Raw genomic sequence first — 16293 nt, 5'->3', positions numbered from 1 at the left:
GTAAGCACCGCGACCAACGTCCGGCGCCGCGCCCCGCCCCGGACCCTGCGGCGCCTGCCGACCGCCATCCGACGCAGCACCACGACCCGAACCCGGCGCGGCACCCCGACCCACTCCCGGCGCGGCGCCGCGACCCGGATCCTGCGGCGCCCCCCGACCGTCCTCCGGCGCGGCACCCCCGCCCGAACCCTGCGGGTCCGGGGCGCCCTCGCCCTGGCCGTCCGTCTCCTGCGGACCCCCTGGCCCTGCGGGGCGGCCGGTGGGCGGGGGGAAGGTGACCGGGCCCGGGGGTGTGGTGGGGGGAGGTTCCCAGGGGGCGCGGGGGGCGGGGACTCTCGTGGTGGGCGGCCGGGTGCCGTCCAGTGCGCCGGACGCGGAGGCGAAACGGTCGTCCAGGGAGTCGGGCGCCGGTGCGGGGCCCGTGTCGTCGCAGGCGTCGTCGTCGTAGAGCTGCCGCCACCAGTCGTCCTCAGGACCGGTGGGACCGGTGGGCCTTCCCCCCTGCTGACTCATGCCCCCAATTGTCGCCCGCGCGGGCCGGATGAAAACGGGGCATCCGGAAAAATCCCCGCCCGTCGGCGCCCCGCACGGCCACTCGGGTGAAGGGCGGGACGGCTGTGCGACGGGAGGCTGCCCTGCCGTCCGTTCTGCGCCGCTCCCCCGCCTCCTGCACCCTGGACAGATGGGAGCGTGGGACCTCCTGCTGGCCGGACTGGTGCTCCTGCTCGGTCTGTGCGGAGTGCTGCTGCCAGGGGTGCCCGGGTCGTGGCTGGTGTGGGCCGCGGTCCTGTGGTGGGCGCTGAAGGACCCCCAGCCCGTCGCGTGGTGGGTGTGCGTGGGGGCGACGGCCGTGCTGTTCCTGTCCCAGGTGGTGCGCTGGGCCCTGCCGCCGCGCCGGCTGCGCGCGGGCGGCGCCGACGCGCGGATGCTGGCGTACGCGGGCTGCGGCTCGTTCGCGGGTTTCGTCCTGCTGCCCGTGATCGGCGCCGTCCCCGGCTTCCTCGGCGGGATCTACGTTCACGAGCGGCTCCGCCTGGGCCGCCGCGGTGAGGCGGTCGCGGCGACCCGTACGGCGATGCGCTCGGGCGGCTGGAGCCTGCTGGCGGAACTGTTCGCCTGCCAGCTGATCGCGGCGGCCTGGCTGGGCGCGGTGTTCTGGGGCTGACGGCCGGCCGCGGCCCCGTTCAGGGCCGCAGCACGCCTTCGTGGGTCAGCAGTCGCACCTTCCGCTCCAGTCCGCCCGCGTATCCGGTGAGCGAGCCGTCCGAGCCGATCACCCGGTGGCAGGGGCGGACGATGAGCAGCGGGTTGGCGCCGATCGCGCCGCCGACGGCCCGTACCGCGGGCCGGGACGCGCCGATCCGCGCCGCGATCTCGCCGTAGGAGACGGTCGCCCCGTAGGGGACGTCGTCGAGCGCGGCCCACACCTTCTCGCGGAACGGCGTGCCCACGGCGCTCAGGGGCAGCCGGAACTCCTTGAGCTCCCCGGCGAAGTACGCGGCGAGCTGCCGTTCGGCCTCGCGGAACGGTCCCGGATCGCGCCGCCAGTCGTCCCCGACGGTGCGCCCGCCCTTCTGCCCGGGCACGGAGAGCGAGGTCAGCTCGCCGCCCGGGGCGGCGGTGAGCAGCAGCGGCCCGACGGGGCTGTCCACGCTCGTCCAGTACGTCACGGTCTCCATGATCACTCCAACTCCCCTGCGGCACGCAGGTGGTTCAGGGCGTACGAGCGCCAGGGGCGCCAGCTGTCGGGGACGTCCGGGCCGGGCGGGGCCACGTCGGGGTCGCCGAGGGCACGGGTGCGGATCGCCGCGATCGTACGGTCGTCCAGGCCGGGGACGGCGGCGAGGGCACCCGGCGCCAGATCGCGGTCGGCGCCGGGACCGAGGCGTACGGTGCCGTCGGCGAGGGCGGCGGTGAGCGCGCCCAGGGTGCCGTGCGGCTCGGCGCCGGCGAGAACGCCGGGTTCGGGGAACAGGTGGGTGAGGCTTCCGCAGGGGGCGTCGAGCCGCTTGCCGTAGCGCCGGACCAGCTCGGCGGACCTCTCGGGGCCCACCAGCGCGCGTACCGCCAGTTCGTCGGGGTCGGCGGCGCCCGGGGAGCGCAGTCCGGGGCGGGCGGCGACCAGCGGGGCGAGCCGCGCGTCGGCGCCGAGGCGTTCGTCGACGGCGTACGGGTCGGCGTCCAGGTCGAACAGCCGCCGCAGCCGCTGTACGGCGGTGGTCAGGTCGCGGGGGTCGGTGAGGTGGAGGCGGGCGTCGAGCCAGCCGCCGGGGTGGGCGCCGGTCCCGGTGTGCGTGCGCTCCCCGACGGCGGCGATGCCGGTGCCGTAGGGCAGCCGCAGGGTGCGCCGGTAGGTGCGGCCGGCCGGGGTGCCGGGGGTGCGGCTCACCTCCTCGACGCCCGGGACGGCCTCGCGCTCCAGCAGGTCGAAGACGGGCCCGGCCCGGTAGGGGCCGCGGTGGGCGAGCCGCAGGGGGATACCCGCGGAGGGGGTGGCGGGGCGCGCCCGGCCGCGGTGGGGCGCGCGGGCACGCAGGCCGCTGGGTGTGGTGGCGTACACGGCGCGCACGGTGTCGTTGAACTGGCGCACGCTGGCGAATCCGGAGGCGAAGGCGATCTCGGTGACCGGCAGTGCGGTGGTCTGGAGCAGCACGCGCGCGGCGTGGGCGCGCTGGGCGCGGGCGAGGGCGACGGGTCCGGCGCCGAGCTCACCGGTGAGCTGGCGCTGCACCTGGCGGGCGCTGTAGCCGAGCCGGGCGGCGAGTCCGGCGACGCCCTCGCGGTCGACGACGCCGTCGGCGATCAGCCGTACGGCCCGGCCCACGACGTCGGCCCGTACGTTCCACTCGGCGGAGCCGGGCACGGCGTCCGGGCGGCACCGCCGGCAGGCCCGGAACCCGGAGCCCTGCGCGGCGGCCGCGGTCGGGAAGAAGCGGACGTTGTGCCGCTTGGGGGTGACGGCGGGGCAGCTGGGCCGGCAGTAGATGCCGGTCGTCTCCACGGCGAAGAAGAACGCGCCGTCGAACCGGGCGTCCCGGCTGCGCACCGCCTCGTACCTGCTGTCCTCGTCCTTCATACCGTCCAGTCTCCGCCACCCGGGTCGCCCCGGCTGGCGGAAATCGGACACGGCGGTGCGCTACCGCAGACGGCCGCGTTTGGCCTCCATGGCCGCCTTGCCGATGGCGCCCTTGCGCTTCCACTCCTTGCGGATCTCCGAGCGGAGCCTGGCGTCGGTCTTGGCGACGATGTACTGGTTCTCCCGGAGCAGCTTGCGGTAGCTGTCCAGGCGGCGCTGCGGCAGTTCACCGGCGTCGAGGGCGTCGAGGACCGCGCAGCCGGGCTCGCTCTCGTGGGCGCAGTCGTGGAACCGGCAGTTCTCGGCCAGCTCCTCGATCTCGGCGAACACCTGGCCGACGCCGGTTCCGGCGTCCCACAGTCCGACGCCCCGCAGGCCCGGGGTGTCGATGAGGACTCCCCCGCCGGGCAGCACCAGCAGGTTGCGGGTGGTGGTGGTGTGCCGGCCCTTGCCGTCGACGTCCCGGGTGGCCTGTACGTCCATGACGTCCTCGCCGAGGAGCGCGTTGGCCAGGGTGGACTTGCCGGCGCCGGACTGCCCGAGCAGTACCGACGTACCGCCGGCGGTGATGGCGGCGAGGACGTCGAGCCCGTCCCCATCCATCGCGCTGACGGTGAGCACCGGCACGCCCGGGGCGCTGGTCTCCACGTCCTGGACGAGGTGCGCGCGGGTCACCGCGTCCGGCACGAGGTCGGCCTTGGTGAGCACGACCACGGGCTGGGCCCCGGACTCCCAGGCGAGCGCCAGGAAGCGCTCGATCCGGGCCAGGTCGAGTTCGACGGCGAGCGAGACGGCGACCACGGCGTGGTCGACGTTGGCGGCGAGGATCTGCCCCTCGGACCGCTTGGAGGAGGTGGAGCGTACGAAGGCGGTACGGCGGGGCAGGTACGCGCGGACGTAGCGGGGGTTCCCGCCGGGTTCGACGGCGACCCAGTCGCCCGTGCACACGACGCGCAGGGGGTCGTGCGGGGTGACGAAGGCGGTGTCGGCGCGCAGGACGCCACCTGCGGTGACGACGTCGCACTGGCCGCGGTCGACCCGGAGCACGCGCCCGGGCAGCAGGCCGTCCGCGTCGTACGGGGCGAACGCGTCCGCCCATGCGTCGTCCCAGCCGTAGGCGGTGAGCGCGGAGGAAGAGGTGGAGACGGAACTCAAGGGGGTGACCCTTCGGGTGGGTGGCCCCGGCGGTGTCCGCGTACGCACGGGTACGCGGACGGGAGAAGGTGAGGTCAGCCGGTGGCCACGGAGGTGGACGTGACGGATTCCTGGATGCGGGCAGCGCCCGGCACAGTGACAGTCATCGGTCGACACCTCCTCACTTCGCGAACGGTCCGGTACGGCGGCGCTCGGCCGCCGTGTGGTCTGGGGTCAGAGTAGCCCGTGGCCGTCCCGGCCCGTCAACCCGTTTTTTCGGGGGTCCCTCGTGTCACGCGGTCACGCAGGTGCGGCCGTTGAGCGTGAAGGCGGTCGGCGGGGCGTCGGTGCCGCGCCCGGAGGCGATGAAGCCGAAGGCGAGTTTCCCGCCGGCGGCGACCGTCTTGTTGTAGTCGGCGGCGGTGGCGGTGACGCGGCTGCCGTCCTGGCTCACCGTGGCGTCCCACATCTGGGTGATCCGCTGGCCGTCCCCGAAGGTGAAACCGACGCGCCAGGAGTCGAGCGGGTGCGGGGCGGTCACGGTGACGTTGGCCTGGAAGCCGTCGGGCCACTGGTTGACCAGGTCGTAGTCGGCCCGGCAGGGGGCGGGCCCGCTGCGGGCCGCGGTGGTCTCGGGGGCGGCGGTGGCGGAGGAGGTGCCCTGGGGTTCGGGGTCGGGGTCCTTCTGCCGCGGTGTGCGCTCGGCGGACGGTTCCGGGGATGCGGGGGCGGTGTCGTCGGACGGGACGGTGGGGGCGGGCGGCAGGGAGGGGCCGGAGTCGGCCACCGGCCGGCGGTCGCCGTCGGGGCGGGCGGCGCTCTCCGCGGCGCCGTCCCCGAACGGCATGAGGGAGACCGCGAGCGCGAGGAGGGAGACGAGGGCGGCGGCGGCCAGCAGCCCGTGCCGGGTGGCGCGGGTCCTGCCGTTGGCGGGGGCCGGGTCGTCGGTGTCGGGCCGGTCCGGGCGTCCGGCCCCGAGCCGTACCTCGGCGGCACGGCGGCGGCGTTCCAGATAGGCGAGGCCGCCCCAGCCGATCACGCCGCCGGCCAGTGCGCCGGGCAGTCCCCCGCCGTGCAGCCGCAGGCAGGCGGCGGCCTCGGCGCACGGGTGGCAGGTGGCGAGGTGGCGGGAGAGGTCGCCGGGGGTGTCGGCGGCGGGCGAGCGGGTGACGGCGTCGAGGAGCCGGGCGTAGCTGCGGCACTCGGCGTCCAGCGGGGAGTCGAGGTGGTTGCGGTGGCAGCGGTCCCGGAACAGGCGGCTGACCTGGGCGAGTTCGTCGGCGGCCGTGTCGGGGTCGAGGCCGAGCCGGCGGGCGACCAGGGGCAGGGGGAGGGCCTCCGCCTCGGCCAGCCACAGCAGTTCGGCGTCGGCCTGCTGGAGATCGCGCAGTCCGCGCACGGCGACCGGGCGTCCCAGCGGCGGGCCGGTGTAGCGGGCGGCCTGGTCGGAGTGGAGCCACAGCCGGAGGTCCGGGTCGAGTTTGTGTCCCCGTCCGGATTCCTCCCAGGCGGCCGCGGTGCCGCGAACGGCGGTCAGCAGCAGGGGTATCCGGGGCAGCCGGGAGGAACGGCGGCCGGTGCCGCGCAGGGTGCCGGACTCGGCGGCGCGCAGTTCCCCTATGCCCTGGGCGAAGGCCTCGCGGGCCAGTTCGGCCGCGGCGGTGGATCCCGCCGTGCACAGATCGGCGTAGGAGAGCACCGCGTCCCAGCACTCGGAGAACAGTGCCGCCTCGGTGGCGTCCTGAGGGCTCGGCAGGTCGGGCATGAGACTCCTGCATCCACGAGCGAGGTCAACTTGTCATACCGGCGGTGGAGTTGGGGGAACCTCGCGGAAGTGAACGAGAGCTTTTCACGTTCTCGACACAACTGACAAGCGGCTCCTTCACTTTCTGTGGCCGCGTGGCAACCCCTCGCGTGGACAATACGCAAGGAAGGCCGGAACGTCTCGGTTCCGGCCTTCCCGGTCTCGCTGCGTGGGCCGCCGCATCTTCCGGCGGCGGGCCCCGTGGTGTCTCAGACGGTCTCCGCGGGCTCCTTCGCCGGGAGGCTGTCCATGAAGGAGCTGACCGAGAACACCGCCTGCCCGGGTCCGGGCGGACCGTAGCCGGGGGGCGAGGAGAGGCCGAAGTCCTCCATGGTCTGCCGGTACGCCTGGAGCAGCCGGATGTGGTACTCCAGCGGGGCGCCCTGCGGGTTGGCCTTGCCGAGCGGCGTCGTGGGCTCCGGGCACCAGGTGGTGAAGCGGGGCGTGATGCCGTGCGACATGAAGAAGCGCAGGCCCTCGGTGGTGGAGGCGATGGCCTCGTCGACCGTCTTGAAGCCGAAGGGCTCGGCCATCTCCACGCCCGCCACGAAGTTGGGGATCACGTTGCGCGCGCCGAAGACGTCCGCGGAGTCCAGGACGCGCCGGTGCCACTCGTCGCGGCCGACGTAGCGCTCCTTGCCCGGGCAGAAGATCTTGAAGAGGTACTCGTCCCACACCTCGTAGTTGGGGTGGTAGATCTGCACGCCGTAGTCCTTGAAGCGCTGCACGTCGTCCTTGGGCAGCGCCTGGGCGACGACCTTGCCGATCCAGCGGCCGGGGAAGCGCTCCTCGATGGCCTTGGCGTAGTGGCCGTAGAAGTCGGCCTCGTCACGCCCGGAGACCGTCTTGGTGATGGCGCCGCCGGTGAGGGTGTAGGCGGTGGAGGCCTTCGCCGTGTCGTACCGGTCGATGATCTCCAGGGCCTCCAGCACCTCCTCGACGTCCTTCACGCCGGTGTAGGGCCGGCCGGCCGCCTTGTGCTGGCGCCAGTTGTGATTGATGTCGCAGTACTGGCACTCCTCCTTGGCGCCGAAGTACTGGCAGACCCGGAAGACGGTCAGGTAGATCAGGTAGCCCCACTGGATGGTGGGGGCGACCTCCATGACCGACTTCCCGTTGGACAGGGTGTGCCGGTAGTACTCGGGCATGGGCGGCACACCGACGTCGGAGATCCGCTTGCCGTCGAGGTAGAGGCCGAGCACGCCGTGTTCGTCGGCGGCGACCCGGTAGGGGGAGGCGGGGTTCACCCGCACCGACACCACCGTGCGGCGCAGGTCGTACGGGCCGCCCGTGAGGATGATCTCCTCCGGCGGACGCCGCAGCGCGGCCTCGCCCAGCTCCGGCAGGGTGCCGTGGTCGAAGGAGAAGATGAAGTACGACTTCGGCTTGACCTCACCGCTCTCGTTGTCGCTGAGCGCGGACGGGTCGAAGGCCACACCGCCGCGCAGCAGGTCCTCCTTGAAGACGGCCTCGCGCGGCACGTGCGGGAACCGCTCCATCAGATCCTCGACCAGCGCGGTACGGCTGCCCATCGACGCGTTCTCCTCCCGGTTCGGACGTACGACTCCTCACGGTATGCCCCCGCAGGGACATCCGGGGTGGCGGGTCCCCCCACATGGCGTGCGTCACTCCCGGGATAGGTTCCGACCGGGGCCCCTCACGGCCCCGAGGGCCGGGAAGGACGAGGCATGGCCGAGAGCGTGACCAACTGGGCGGGCAACATCACGTACGCCGCCGGGGAGCTGCACCGCCCGCACACCCTGGACGCGCTGCGCGCGCTGGTGGCGGGCAGCTCCCGGGCGCGGGTCCTGGGCAGCGGGCACTCCTTCAACGAGATCGCGGAGGCCGGCGCGGACGGTGTCCTGCTCTCCCTGGACGCGCTGCCCGCGCCGGCCGACGTGGACACGGCGGCCCGGACGGTACGGGTCGGGGGCGGGGTGCGCTACGCGGAGCTGGCCCGGCGGGTGCACCGGCACGGGCTGGCGCTGGCGAACATGGCGTCGCTCCCGCACATCTCGGTGGCCGGCTCGGTCGCCACCGGCACCCATGGCTCCGGGGTCGGCAACGGCCCGCTCGCCTCGTCCGTGCGCGCGGTGGAACTGGTCACGGCGGACGGCTCCACGGTGACCGTGGCGCGCGGTGACGAACGGTTCGGCGGCGCGGTCACCTCGCTGGGCGCGCTCGGGGTCGTCACCGCGCTCACCCTGGACCTGGAGCCGGCCTTCGAGGTGGAGCAGCACGTGTTCACCGAGCTGCCGCTGGAGGGGCTGGACGAGGCCGCGTTCGAGGCGGTGATGTCGGCGGCGTACAGCGTGAGCCTGTTCACCGACTGGCGGGCGCCGGGCTTCCGGCAGGTGTGGGTGAAGCGGCGCACCGACCAGCCGCTGCCGGACTTCCCGTGGGCCGCCCCGGCGACCGAGAAGATGCACCCGGTGCCGGGGATGCCGGCGGTGAACTGCACGGAGCAGTTCGGGGTGCCGGGGCCCTGGCACGAGCGACTGCCGCACTTCCGGGCGGAGTTCACCCCGAGCAGCGGGGCGGAGCTGCAGTCGGAGTACCTGCTGCCGCGCGGGGCGGCCGTCGGGGTGCTGCGCGCCCTGGACGGCATCCGGGAGACCGTCGCGCCGGTGCTGCAAACCTGTGAGGTGCGCACGGTCGCCGCCGACGACCAGTGGATCGGCCCGTCCTACGGCCGGGACACGGTGGCCGTCCACTTCACCTGGGTCGCGGACACGCGGACGGTACTGCCCGTGGTGACGCGGGTGGAGGAGGCGCTGGCACCGTTCGGCGCGCGGCCGCACTGGGGGAAGGTGTTCACCACACCGGCGGCCGAGCTGCACGCCCGCTACCCGCGCCTGCACGACTTCCGGGCGCTCGTGCGCGACCTGGACCCGCGGGGCACGTTCAGCAACGCCTTCGTGCGGGAGGTGCTCGGGGACTGATCCGCGGGGGACGTGTTCCCGGGGCCGCGGGACTGAGCGGCCCGGGAGGGTCACTCGGCGCTCAGTGCCTGCACCCGCGCGTACGAGGGAATGCCGTCCTCGGGCGTCCGGCCGCCCGCGCGGATGCCGGCCGCCGTCTCCAACGCCGCGCCCAGCGCCCGGCGGTAGAGCAGCGAGCCGAGGCTGATACGGCGGACGCCGAGGTCGGTGAGGTGGGCGACGGGGGGCCCGGCGGGTGTGTACAGGACGTTGAGCGGGATGCCGTCCAGGCCTCGTACCAGGGCGGCGATGGCGCGTGGCTCGGTGAGGCCGGGCACGAACACCCCGTGCGCGCCCGCCCGCACATAGGCGTCGAGACGGCGCGCGGTGTCCGCGCCGTCGCCCAGCCAGTACGTGTCCGTACGGGCGTTGACGAAGAGGCCGGGTGCCGCCGCGCGGACGGCGGCGATCTTCGCGGCGTGCCGGTCGGCGGGGCCCAGCCGGTCCTCCAGGTTGATGCCGGCGGCGCCCAGGGCGTGCAACTCCCGGGCGAACCCGGCCACCTCGTCGGGGTCGTCGCCGAACCCGTCCTCCGCGTCCACCGAGAGCAGGAACGGCCGCGGCCCGAGGGTGCGGGCGAGCCGCAGCGTCAGATCGCGGGTGGCGGCGGCGCCGTCGGGCAGTCCGGCCGCCGCCGCGACACCGAGGCTGGTGGTCCCGACGGCCCGGAAGCCGTGGGCGGCCAGGAGGAGCGCGGAGGCGTGGTCCCAGGCGTTGGGCAGCAGCAGGGGTTCGTCCGCCTGGTGCAGGTCGGCGAAGGCGGTCACGACAGGTCTCCCACGGCGTCGGCGTAGTAGACGGATTCCTGGACGTGGTGGGCGAGTTCGCGGAAGCTCCAGCCCGTACCGGGTGAGTGGTCGAGCTGCTCCTCGGTGAGCGCGTCCAAGCGGCAGACCCAGATGCGGGCGAGCCGGGTGAGGCGGCTGCGGGCCTCGTCGAGGTCGTGCGGGGTGAACGGGGCGAGGTCGGCCTCGGTGGTGATCAGGGAGGCGTGCCAGTGGTCGGGCTGCGGCTCCTCGCCGGCGAGGCGGGCCTCCAACTCCGCCAGGTGGTCGATGAGATGGTCGGCGACGCGCCGGATCGCCTTGTGCGGGGTGTACACGCGGTCGTCGACATGGGCGGGTTCGCCGTTCCAGCGGGTCCAGGTGGCGGCCAGGGCGAGGACGTGGTCGACCATGCCGGTGACGGCCTCGGCGGGGGTGGTGCGGGTCTGCGTGCTGTCGGTCATGCTCGAACGCTAGAAGCGGAACGCTTCGGTGCCGGCCGAAGTGTGTCCGTGCGTCGCGAAGTGGGTCCGCGCCTCGTGATGTGTGTCCGTGCCTCACGGGGAGGCACGGACCCGGGGCGTCCCGGTTCCGGTCGGAGCGCCCCAGGGGCTCATCCCACCCCGACTTGGTCCCGGGCACCAGTGTCGGGCGTGAGGAGGTTCGGTGAGCCCTCACGGACTGCCGTCGGGCCGGTTCCCTGAGAGGATCGCGCCATGACACAGGGAAGCGCGAGCGGCGCCCGGGTCGTGGCGGTCATGGGCGTGACGGGGACCGGCAAGACGACGATCGGTGTGCTGCTCGCCGCCCGGCTCGGTGTTCCGTACGCCGAGGGCGACGACTTCCACACCCCCGCCAGTGTGGCGAAGATGTCGTCCGGTGAGCCGCTCACCGACGAGGACCGGTGGCCCTGGCTGGACCGGATCGGTACCTGGGCGCGCGGGCGGACCGGGCACGGCGGGGTGATCAGCGGTTCGGCGCTGCGCAGGGCGTACCGCGACCGGGTGCGGGCGGCGGCTCCCGGGGTCGTCTTCGTGCACCTCACGGGCGACCGCGAGCTGATCGAGGATCGGCTGGCGCGCCGGCAGGGGCACTTCATGCGCCGGGAGTTGCTGGACTCCCAGCTCGCCGCCCTCCAGCCGCTGGAGCCGGACGAGGCGGGTGTCACGGTGGATGTGTCGGGCACCCCGGAGGAGATCACCGGCCGCGTCGTGGAGGCGCTGCACGACCTGGAAGGGTAGGGCGGACGGCCGGGGACGCGGCGGGGCGGCGGGTCGCTCACGCCGGCCGGTCCTCCCAGCCCGCCGGACCGGGACTCCCGGCCGGGTACGCGTCGAGGGGGACGCGGCCGTCGCGCCAGGCGTCCAGGACGGGTTCGACGATGCGCCAGGACTCGACGGACATGTCGTCGCGCACCGACAGGGGCTTCTCGTCCTCCAGGACGCCCCGCAGCACCTCGCCGTATTCGAGCAGGTCTCCCGGTTGGAAGCTGGTGTCGAGGGTCACCGGGGAGATGGTGGACGGGTCGCCGGGGCCGTTGATGTTGAGGTCCAGCTGGAGCCGGCGGGGGCCGATGCCGATGCGCAGCCGGTTGCCGGGGACCTCGCCGGCGAGTCCGTCGGGGACGTGCTGGGGTGCCTTGAACCAGAAGGTGACCTCCTGCCGGGGCGAGCCGATCGCCTTGCCGGAGCGGACCCGGAACGGCACCCCGGCCCACCGCCAGGTGTCGACGGCCAGCACGATCTCGGCCAGGGTCTCCGTCTCCCGCGCCGGGTCGATGCCCGGCTCGTCGGCGTACGAGGGGAGGGAGCGGCCGTCGACCGTGCCGGCGGTGTAGCGGGCGCGCCGGCTGAACCGCCCGGGGTCGTGTCCCCAGACGTGGGTCGCGCGCAGGACCTGCGCCTTGGCGTCCCGTACGTCGAGCGGGCCCAGGGTGCTCGGCGCGGGCATCGCGACCAGCGCCAGCACCTGGAGGAGATGGCTCTGCAGCATGTCGCGCAGGGCGCCGGTCCCGTCGTAGAAGCCGGCGCGGCCCTCCAGACCGAGCGTCTCGTCGAACACGATGTCGACCGCCTCGACGTGTTCCGAGCCGAGCAGCGGTTCGATCACCCGGTTGGCGAAGCGGACGCCGAGGATGTTGAGCACCGTGGACATGCCGAGGAAGTGGTCGACGCGGTGCACGTGGTCCTCCGGGACGAAGCCGTGCAGCAGGTCGTTCAGCGCGGCGGCGTCGGCCGCGCCGGTGCCGAAGGGCTTCTCCAGGACCAGCCGGGTGCCGTCCGGCACGCCGATCCGGGCCAGCGCCCGGCAGGCCTGGACGGTGACGGCCGGCGGCAGCGCGAAGTACAGCGTGAGACGGCCGCGGCGGCTCTCCAGCAGGCGGCGCAGTCCGTCCTCGTCGGTGGCGTCGGCGGTGACGTAGCGGGCGTCGCGGACGACGGCGTCGACGGCCGGCCCGCTCGCGTCGCCCGCGGCGAACGCCCGCGCGACGACCGTCCGCCACTCCTCGTCGGTCCCCTCGCCCCGGTCGCTGCCGACGAGGAGGAGGCCGCTCAGCGAGGAGGAGGCGACGAGGCCGCCGAGCCCCGGCAGCAGCAGCCGTGCCGTCAGGTCGCCGTGCGCGCCGAGGACGACCAGGGTCTGCGCCCGACCTTGGTCGTCCCGGGCGGTGCCGTCGGCGCTCATCCGGCGTACTCCCGTACGGGCCTGCCCGTGACCCCCGGCACGCAGGTGAACAGGGCACCCGCCCGCGGTTCGGCGTCCGGCGGGAGGTCCTCGCGCGAGGTGGTGATGAACAGCCGGCCGAGTCCGGCCCCGCCGAAGGCGCAGGCCGTCACCTTGCCGACGGGGAGTTCCACGACCTCGTCGAGGGCGCCGTCGGGCGTGTACCGGTGCACCGCGCCACCGCCGTACAGGGCGACCCACACCCCGCCCTCCGCGTCGACCGTCAGCCCGTCGGGGCCGCCGTCACCGTCCGGCACGGCGGCGAACGGACGCCGTCCGCCCAGCCCGCCCTCGCGGTCGTAGTCGAAGACGTCGACGCGGCCCGTGCCGGTGTCGGCGTAGTAGGCGCGGCTCCCGTCGGGGCTCCACTCCAGGCCGTTGGAGATGGTCACCCCGTCGAGGACGGCGGTGACCGACCCGTCCGGGTCCAGCCGGTACAGGGACCCGGCCCCCTCCCGGCCGTCGGTGGCCATGGAACCGCAGTAGAACCGTCCGTCTGGGTCACAGCCCCCTTCGTTCATGCGCGCCCGGCCGTCGCTCCACAGGGAATCCAAGAGGGTCACCGTCCCGTCCGTGTCCTCGAGGGCGAAGCCGCGTTCGACTCCGATCACGGCGCCCCCTGCGCGCCGGGGCCGGACCGCGGCGACGACGGTGTCGATGTGCCGTCGTGGCACGGTTCCGTCGGGGGCGAGCGACAGCACGTCGCCCGCCAGCATGTCCAGCCACCGCAGGCCGCCCCACGCGTCGGACCAGACCGGCCCCTCGCCGTGGTACGCGACCGGTTCGGTGAGTTGCTCGGCCTTCACCGTCACCGTCTCCTTTCCTTCACGGGCACGGCTCGCCGGAGCGCTCCGGTGCCGCGCCGGGCGGCCGCCCCCGCCTACACCGGCGCGAAGTCGGCCATCCTGTCCCCCTCCGGCTGGACGACGCCGTACGTCCCCTCCGGTACGGCGTTCCACGCGCCGGGGAGGTCGCCCAGGGGCTCGGAGACGATGAGGCGGGTGTCGTCGGAGACCCCGCGCAGGAAGGCCAGGTCGGGGTGGAGGCCGCGCAGGGTGTCCACGCGGGTGCTGTAGAACAGCGAGCGGGACTCCTTCCGGGTGGAGTAGCGGAACGCCCACAGCCGCTCGCCGTTGGTCACCGCGACCGTCATCTGCAGGGGGTACTCCACGCCGTGCGCCCGTCCGGTGCGTTCGACGAGGCCGGCCATCCTGGCGACGGCGCCCGGCGGGTCCTCCTCCAGACCGAAGGTGAGCGCCAGGTGGAACATCATCTCCGAGTCCGTGGACCCCTCGATGTCGGCGAACAGGCCCGGATCGACGGCCAGCGCGAGATCGCGCCGCATGAGGTGGAAGTGCTCGATCGCGCCGTTGTGCATCCACATCCAGGGGCCGTGGCGGAACGGATGGCAGTTGGTCTGCTGCACCGCCGTACCGGTGGAGGCGCGGATGTGGGCGAAGAACAGCGGTGAGACGACGTGCCGGGCGATCTCCCGCAGGTTGCGGTCGCTCCAGGCCGGCCCGATGTCCCGGACGATCGCGGGACTGTCGGTGTCCGCCCCGTACCAGCCCACGCCGAACCCGTCACCGTTGGTGGTCTCGACCCCCATCTTGGCGTGCAGGCTCTGGTCGATCAGTGAGTGGGCGGGCCGGTACATGATGCTGTCGAGCAGGATCGGCGTACCCGAATAAGCGAGCCAACGGCACATCTCCACCACCTTCCCGACCCCGCGACCGCGACTCGGACGGGGTCCCACTGCCTGCCACCGCCGGGTACCCAGTACCGGGGCCCGGGCACACCGGTGCCGCTACGCCGACTACCGTCGGTGCCATGCGCACCACGCCCTCCCTCGCCGACGCGCTGGCGGACGGCACGGTCGTCCTCGACGGAGGCCTGTCCAACCAGCTCGCGGCGGCCGGGCACGACCTCGGCGACGAGCTGTGGTCGGCACGGCTGCTCGCCGAGGACCCGGACGCGGTGACGGCCGCCCATCTCGCCTACTTCGAGGCGGGCGCGGACGTGGCGATCACGGCGAGCTACCAGGCGACGTTCGAGGGCTTCGCGCGGCGCGGCATCGGCCGGGACGAAGCGGCCCGGCTGCTGGCGCTGAGCGTGGAGTGCGCCCGTACGGCCGCCCGGCGCGCCCGGGTGCCCCGTCCCCTCTGGGTGGCGGCCTCGGTCGGCCCGTACGGGGCGATGCTCGCGGACGGCTCCGAGTACCGGGGCCGCTACGGCCTCTCCGTCACGGAGCTGGAGCGCTTCCACCGCCCCCGCCTGGAAGTCCTGGCCGCCGCGCAGCCCGACGTCCTGGCCCTGGAGACGATCCCCGACACGGACGAGGCCGGGGCGCTGCTCCGTGCCCTGCGCGGCCTCGGTGTACCGGCCTGGCTGTCGTACGCGGCGTCCGGCGACCGCACCCGCGCGGGCCGGCGGCTGGAGGACGCCTTCGCACTGGCCGCGCGGGCGGACGAGGTGATCGCGGTCGGCGTGAACTGCTGCACCCCGGACGACGCGGACCACGCGGTCGCGCTCGCTGCTTCGGTCACGGGCAAACCGGTCGTCGTCTACCCCAACAGCGGGGAGGGGTGGGACGCGCGTACCCGCTCCTGGACCGGCCGTCCGACGTTCACCGCCTCCCGCGTCACGGGATGGCGTGCGTCGGGGGCCCGGCTGATCGGAGGGTGCTGCAGGGTGGGACCGGAGACGATCACATCGGTGGCGTCGGTGCTGCGGGCCGAGTAGCGAACTCGCACCACACGGCCTTCCCGCGTCAGCTCTTGTCGGCGCCGGAGGCACGCCAGGCGATGTGCCCCGCGTCCGCCCCGGCGGTCATCCAGAAAACGGCGGCCGGGCTGTCGCCCTCGGGCACCATGTGGATCGAGCACTGGGTGACCTTGGCGCCCGGCTTGACCATCCCGTCCGGCACCTGGCTCGGGCACTGCTCGACCCCGGGGCCGCCGATGTCGAGCAGGATCAGCTTGCGGACCCGCTCCCCGGCGACGGTCTGCAGGATCACATCGTCCTGCATGCCCGGGAAGAGCTTCTGCTTGCCCTTGTTGGTGTACTCGATCTCGACGTAGTACGGGACGAGCTTCCTGTCGCCGTTCTTGAGATCGAAGCGGCTCAGGTGGTCGAGGCTGCCCTTGGTCACGCTCTTCGCGACCGCCTCGACCGGCAGCTTGGTGTCGTCGGTGTCCTCGACCTCGGCCTCGGCCGGCTGGCCCAGCTCCAGGATGCCTTCGGAGCGGCCCTTCCCGTCGCCCGCCTCCCAGACGGCCGTGCCCGAGTCGTCCTGGTAGGCGACGGCCGCGGGCTCCAGGCCCTTCGCCAGCATGACCGGCGTACAGACCTCCAGCGTTTCGCCGGCGGCGAGTGCCTCCGGGTTCCCCGTCGGGCAGTGGTCCGGCAGTGCCGAGCCACCGCCGCCGAAGATCGTCAGACGCTTGCCGGGCCAGCCGTCCGTGCCGGCCACCGAGAGGTTGCCCATCAGGTCGGGAGAGGTCAGATCCGTCTTGCCCGCGTTGGTGACGGAGACCGTGAGGTAGTAGGGCCGCGCGTCCTTCAGCTCGTCGTCGAGGCGGACTCGGGAAAGATCGGACTCCGACCCACGGACGAGGCTCTTCGGGGTGACCCGGAGCTGATGCGTCTTGTCCTCGTCGTCGGTGAAGCCGACGTCCTGGGCATCGGTCCGGAGGGTCACCGGTTCTGGCTTCGCCGACTCCTTCTGCGACGCTCCCCGACCGGCCTCGGGCTCTGCTGTCGTGCCGTCCGAGCCGCACCCGGCGACAGCCATGAGGAGCGCCCCGGCTC

Annotated in this window: 15 protein-coding genes; 4 read left to right on the top strand and 11 right to left on the bottom strand. The window is 73.9% G+C overall.

Features of this window, described 5'->3' with window-relative positions; translation table 11 throughout:
* Positions 1-682 precede the first annotated feature (682 nt).
* The gene (locus ACZ434_RS11500) at positions 683-1165 is read left to right on the top strand and encodes a DUF456 domain-containing protein (RefSeq protein WP_468454278.1); all 483 of its coding nucleotides are present in this window, start codon (positions 683-685) and stop codon (positions 1163-1165) included.
* A 19-nt stretch (positions 1166-1184) separates the two neighbouring features.
* Here ACZ434_RS11500 and ACZ434_RS11495 read toward each other — a convergent pair whose 3' ends face one another.
* The 5 genes from ACZ434_RS11495 to ACZ434_RS11475 form a co-directional block, all read right to left on the bottom strand.
* Positions 1185-1679 carry a methylated-DNA--[protein]-cysteine S-methyltransferase gene (locus tag ACZ434_RS11495; protein WP_468454276.1) on the bottom strand — a complete coding sequence of 165 codons (495 nt, stop codon included), beginning with the start codon at positions 1677-1679 and terminating at the stop codon, positions 1185-1187.
* Between the two features lie 2 nt (positions 1680-1681).
* Positions 1682-3076, bottom strand: a complete 1395-nt coding sequence (locus ACZ434_RS11490; protein ID WP_468454274.1) for an AlkA N-terminal domain-containing protein — start codon at positions 3074-3076, stop codon at positions 1682-1684.
* Positions 3077-3136: 60 nt separating this feature from the next.
* Positions 3137-4231, bottom strand: coding sequence for a ribosome small subunit-dependent GTPase A (gene rsgA / locus ACZ434_RS11485; RefSeq protein WP_468454272.1), 1095 nt, complete (start codon positions 4229-4231; stop codon positions 3137-3139).
* 271 nt (positions 4232-4502) lie between these two features.
* Entirely contained in the window at positions 4503-5975 is a 1473-nt protein-coding gene (locus tag ACZ434_RS11480) for a cellulose-binding domain-containing protein (RefSeq protein WP_468454270.1), read from the bottom strand.
* A gap of 248 nt (positions 5976-6223) precedes the next feature.
* Positions 6224-7546, bottom strand: a complete 1323-nt coding sequence (locus ACZ434_RS11475; protein ID WP_468454268.1) for a radical SAM protein — start codon at positions 7544-7546, stop codon at positions 6224-6226.
* Positions 7547-7702: 156 nt separating this feature from the next.
* Between ACZ434_RS11475 and ACZ434_RS11470 the strand changes: the two genes are divergently transcribed.
* Positions 7703-8956: a D-arabinono-1,4-lactone oxidase gene (locus ACZ434_RS11470; protein ID WP_468454266.1), complete on the top strand. Its 1254-nt coding sequence runs from the start codon at positions 7703-7705 to the stop codon at positions 8954-8956.
* A 50-nt stretch (positions 8957-9006) separates the two neighbouring features.
* On the opposite strand, the gene ACZ434_RS11465 is transcribed toward ACZ434_RS11470, so the two are convergent.
* Entirely contained in the window at positions 9007-9762 is a 756-nt protein-coding gene (locus ACZ434_RS11465) for an isocitrate lyase/PEP mutase family protein (RefSeq protein ID WP_468454264.1), read from the bottom strand.
* A complete protein-coding gene (locus ACZ434_RS11460) occupies positions 9759-10223 on the bottom strand; it encodes a hypothetical protein (RefSeq protein ID WP_468454262.1) in 465 nt (154 codons plus the stop codon). Before ACZ434_RS11460 ends, ACZ434_RS11465 begins: the two co-directional genes overlap by 4 nt.
* A 252-nt stretch (positions 10224-10475) precedes the next feature.
* Here ACZ434_RS11460 and ACZ434_RS11455 point away from each other — a divergent pair, with 252 nt between their 5' ends.
* Positions 10476-11000, top strand: coding sequence for a gluconokinase (locus tag ACZ434_RS11455; protein ID WP_468454260.1), 525 nt, complete (start codon positions 10476-10478; stop codon positions 10998-11000).
* Positions 11001-11037: 37 nt separating this feature from the next.
* Here ACZ434_RS11455 and ACZ434_RS11450 read toward each other — a convergent pair whose 3' ends face one another.
* The 3 genes from ACZ434_RS11450 to ACZ434_RS11440 all read right to left on the bottom strand — a co-directional run bounded on the left by ACZ434_RS11450 (position 11038) and on the right by ACZ434_RS11440 (position 14191).
* Complete coding sequence (locus ACZ434_RS11450; RefSeq protein WP_468454258.1) at positions 11038-12444, bottom strand: glucose-6-phosphate dehydrogenase; 1407 nt, start codon at positions 12442-12444, stop codon at positions 11038-11040.
* Positions 12441-13289 (bottom strand): SMP-30/gluconolactonase/LRE family protein, encoded by an 849-nt coding sequence (locus tag ACZ434_RS11445; protein ID WP_468454533.1) that lies wholly within the window; start codon positions 13287-13289, stop codon positions 12441-12443. The genes ACZ434_RS11450 and ACZ434_RS11445 overlap by 4 nt, the downstream gene beginning before the upstream one ends.
* Before the next feature lie 74 nt (positions 13290-13363).
* On the bottom strand, positions 13364-14191 hold the full coding sequence (locus tag ACZ434_RS11440; RefSeq protein ID WP_468454256.1) for a class II glutamine amidotransferase: 828 nt from the start codon (positions 14189-14191) through the stop codon (positions 13364-13366).
* Between the two features lie 122 nt (positions 14192-14313).
* Here ACZ434_RS11440 and mmuM point away from each other — a divergent pair, with 122 nt between their 5' ends.
* The gene (gene mmuM, locus ACZ434_RS11435; protein ID WP_468454254.1) at positions 14314-15225 is read left to right on the top strand and encodes a homocysteine S-methyltransferase; all 912 of its coding nucleotides are present in this window, start codon (positions 14314-14316) and stop codon (positions 15223-15225) included.
* 28 nt (positions 15226-15253) lie between these two features.
* On the opposite strand, the gene ACZ434_RS11430 is transcribed toward mmuM, so the two are convergent.
* Entirely contained in the window at positions 15254-16183 is a 930-nt protein-coding gene (locus tag ACZ434_RS11430; protein WP_468454252.1) for a hypothetical protein, read from the bottom strand.
* Positions 16184-16293 lie beyond the last annotated feature (110 nt).

The organism is Streptomyces sp. NPDC030893 (genome assembly GCF_055571535.1).
The sequence above is the reverse complement of the archived record's forward strand: the minus strand, read 5'-3'. Positions and strand labels throughout refer to the sequence as shown.

Coding starts and splice junctions, on each gene's coding strand:
- ACZ434_RS11495 (WP_468454276.1), bottom strand. CDS start 1,679: ATGGAGACCGTGACGTACTGGACGAGCGTGGACAGCCCCGTCGGGCCG.
- ACZ434_RS11475 (WP_468454268.1), bottom strand. CDS start 7,546: ATGGGCAGCCGTACCGCGCTGGTCGAGGATCTGATGGAGCGGTTCCCG.
- ACZ434_RS11490 (WP_468454274.1), bottom strand. CDS start 3,076: ATGAAGGACGAGGACAGCAGGTACGAGGCGGTGCGCAGCCGGGACGCC.
- ACZ434_RS11440 (WP_468454256.1), bottom strand. CDS start 14,191: ATGTGCCGTTGGCTCGCTTATTCGGGTACGCCGATCCTGCTCGACAGC.
- ACZ434_RS11500 (WP_468454278.1), top strand. CDS start 683: ATGGGAGCGTGGGACCTCCTGCTGGCCGGACTGGTGCTCCTGCTCGGT.
- ACZ434_RS11470 (WP_468454266.1), top strand. CDS start 7,703: ATGGCCGAGAGCGTGACCAACTGGGCGGGCAACATCACGTACGCCGCC.
- ACZ434_RS11450 (WP_468454258.1), bottom strand. CDS start 12,444: ATGAGCGCCGACGGCACCGCCCGGGACGACCAAGGTCGGGCGCAGACC.
- mmuM (WP_468454254.1), top strand. CDS start 14,314: ATGCGCACCACGCCCTCCCTCGCCGACGCGCTGGCGGACGGCACGGTC.
- ACZ434_RS11460 (WP_468454262.1), bottom strand. CDS start 10,223: ATGACCGACAGCACGCAGACCCGCACCACCCCCGCCGAGGCCGTCACC.
- ACZ434_RS11480 (WP_468454270.1), bottom strand. CDS start 5,975: ATGCCCGACCTGCCGAGCCCTCAGGACGCCACCGAGGCGGCACTGTTC.
- ACZ434_RS11455 (WP_468454260.1), top strand. CDS start 10,476: ATGACACAGGGAAGCGCGAGCGGCGCCCGGGTCGTGGCGGTCATGGGC.